General features: G+C 50.8%; 4 protein-coding genes. All 4 read right to left on the reverse strand.

What is annotated here, in order from left to right:
* Positions 1-856 (reverse strand): 1-deoxy-D-xylulose-5-phosphate synthase N-terminal domain-containing protein (locus tag F8N00_RS17320; protein ID WP_421018674.1); only part of this gene is annotated, 856 nt, incomplete at its 3' end.
* Positions 857-973: 117 nt separating this feature from the next.
* Positions 974-1,843, reverse strand: a complete 870-nt coding sequence (locus F8N00_RS17325; RefSeq protein WP_023467584.1) for a polyprenyl synthetase family protein — start codon at positions 1,841-1,843, stop codon at positions 974-976.
* Entirely contained in the window at positions 1,840-2,061 is a 222-nt protein-coding gene (xseB, locus tag F8N00_RS17330) for an exodeoxyribonuclease VII small subunit (protein WP_023467583.1), read from the reverse strand. The genes F8N00_RS17325 and xseB overlap by 4 nt, the downstream gene beginning before the upstream one ends.
* A gap of 2 nt (positions 2,062-2,063) precedes the next feature.
* On the reverse strand, positions 2,064-3,086 hold a 1,023-nt coding region (gene xseA, locus F8N00_RS17335; protein WP_421018675.1), incomplete at its 5' end, for an exodeoxyribonuclease VII large subunit.

Below are 3,086 nucleotides of genomic sequence, written 5' to 3' on the forward strand. Positions count from 1 at the left end.
TTGGGCTCGGAGATGTGTATAAGAGACAGACATGAAGCAGGACAGGACCTTCTTCTTTTTTCACGTAATTGAGCTGTTCGATTAAATCATCAAGATCGTGCCCATCGACTGGACCATAATAGTTGAAGCCGAGCTCTTCAAAGAACATGCCAGGAACAAGTGCGCCTTTAACAGCTTCCTTCAACTTCTCGCTTCCTTTTTCAAGACGTCCGCCAATGACCGGAATCTTTTTGATCAACGTTTCAAGCTCGTCTTGGGCAAAACGCACTTTACGTGATGAACGAATTCGTCCAAGCATTTGATGCATCGCCCCAACGTTTGGTGCAATCGACATCTCGTTATCGTTCAAGATGACGATGACGTTTTGTTGTTCTGCTCCAATATGATTCAATGCTTCGAGTGCCATACCACCTGTCAAAGCGCCGTCACCAATGATCGCGACTGCACGATCACTCTTACCGCTCAGTTCGTTCGAAACAGCAATCCCCATTGCTGCTGACAAGGACGTCGAGCTGTGTCCTGTCTCCCAGACGTCATGCACACTCTCATTGCGTTTCGGGAACCCACAGAGTCCTTTGTGCTGACGGAGCGTATCAAACTGGCTCGCACGTCCTGTCAAAATCTTATGCACGTATGCTTGGTGCCCGACATCCCAGACGAACTTGTCATTCGGACTGTCGAATTCACGATGCAACGCAAGCGTCAACTCGACGACACCGAGGTTCGGTGCCAAGTGTCCACCTGTCGTCGCTAATTCTTCAATCAAAAAGCGTCGAATATCGCCTGCGAGTACTTCGAGTTCGGAGACCGACATACGCTTTAAAAATGACGGATCCTGTATTTCTGTCAATTTCATACCTTACCGCCTCTTTTCCTTACAATCTTATAGGGTTTGTACCCTACATTGTACTAGAACAATCTATCGAGCGCCATTGTCAGCATAGAAAAAGACGACGCAGATGCGTCGTCCTGCTTAATGGTCGCGCTTGACCACGAAGTCGAGCAGTTCCTTAAGTGTCGTCGCTTCGACTGATAATGCATCAATCGCTTGTTCCGCTGCTTCCACCTGAGCTGTCAGTGCGCGTTTCGCTCCTTCAAGACCCAGTAATTTTGGGTACGTTGCTTTTTCGTTCCCTTCGTCGCTACCGACCGGTTTGCCGATTTTTTCAGCATCGCCTGTTACGTCCAAGATGTCATCTTGGATTTGGAATGCGATTCCGAGATGGCGACCGTATTGCTTCAAGTGATCAAGATCCGTCGAGCTGACCGAGGCAAGCAAACCACCCGCTTCGACTGCAAAGACGAGGAGTGCTCCTGTTTTCCGACGGTGAATCGACTCAAGCTCCGCTACGTCATTGATGCCGCCACGCTCACCGAGCATATCGTCGAGCTGACCACCGACCATACCCGTAGCGCCCGCTGCTGTTGCCAACCGTTCGACAAGTGCAAGCTTTACTTCCGGCGAAGCTGGTGCCTCAAGAAGACAGCTGAAGGCGTTCGTGAGCAAGGCATCTCCTGCTAAAATCGCTGTTGCTTCATCAAAAGCGATATGATTCGTCGGACGCCCTCGACGCAGATCATCATCGTCCATTGCGGGAAGGTCATCGTGAATCAGTGAGTATGTATGAATCATCTCAAGTGCCGCAGCAGTCGCGTCACCTTTTGAACGATCGATGGAAAAAGCATCGAGTACCGCATAAATCAAGGCTGGGCGAATTCGTTTCCCACCCGCATCGAGTGAATACCGCATCGAATCGCGTAAACGATCCGGTGCGTCGAGTCTCTCCATGAACTCTTCCATTTTATTTTCGACTTGTGTCTTCCACTCATTCAAAGCAATCATTGCGCTCCTCCTTTTTCCCGAAGCGTACCATCTTGCTCCAGGATTTGATCGAGTTTTTTCTCAGCAACGGATAACTTTCCTTGGCAGAGGGCTGTCAGTTTGACGCCTTCTTCATATAGAGCCATCGCTTGTTCAAGAGGAGCTTCGCCCTCTTCAAGTAACGTGACGATTTCTTCTAATCGCTCCAGTGCTTCTTCAAAAGATTGTTCCGTCTCCATTCTTACTCCCCATCCTCTCGTTTAGCACGAATCGTTCCATCATGGAATCGGATATCGAACGAAGACGCTGTCAATGCCTTCGCGGAACGGACGATTTGTCCATCCTGTTCGACATACGTATAGCCGCGCATCAGAACATGCGTCGGACTGACGGAGTCGAGTCGCGCGAGCACATGACGCACTTGTTGTTGCTTGGATTGCAAGAGTCGACGCACGATTTCGAGTCGACGCCGTGATTGTTCAATCGTCGCTCGTTGTTGCACGAAGCGATCCCGCATCGGCACACGCATTAAGCGTGTGTCAAGACGCTCCACCTGTTGCTGGTGTTGCGCTACTACTTGCTTGATCTCCTTTTGGAGTGACATCTCTGCCCGGTCCAATTGTTCCTGCTTCAGTCCGAGTAGGACGCGTGGTGATTTCAGACCGTAGCTCGCGGCAAGCCGTGTCACTTGCTCTTGTTTACTTTTGAGGAGTTGTGCATACGTTCGTTCTAAACGTCGCTCTACATCCTGCACACGTCGAGTGAGTGCCTCTGCTTCCGGAGTGACGAGTTCTGCCGCTGCCGTTGGTGTAGCAGCACGAACGTCGGCGACGAAATCACTGATCGTAAAATCCGTTTCGTGACCGACAGCAGAGACGATCGGAATGCGGGATTCAAACACGGCTGTCACGACAGACATCTCATTGAATGCCCACAGCTCCTCAATCGAACCACCACCACGACCAATGATCAACACATCACAGGCAGCATGCTCATTCATCAGCTGAATGGCACGACTGATTTGTGGTGCCGCGTCCGCTCCCTGTACAAGGACCGGGGCGAAGACGATGGCTGCTTGCGGATAGCGGCGGCGGAGTGTCGTTGCGATATCATGAAGCGCTGCTCCTTTTGGCGACGTGATGATTCCGATGCGCTCTGGAAAAGCTGGCAACGATTGTTTGATTGCTGGATCAAACCAACCACGCTCTTCAAGATCCACCTTCAAGCGTGAGAACGCCTCATATAGCGCTCCTACACCTGTCTC

It is taken from the genome of Exiguobacterium sp. A1_3_1 (genome assembly GCF_048985645.1).
Taxonomy (GTDB): domain Bacteria; phylum Bacillota; class Bacilli; order Exiguobacteriales; family Exiguobacteriaceae; genus Exiguobacterium_A; species Exiguobacterium_A indicum.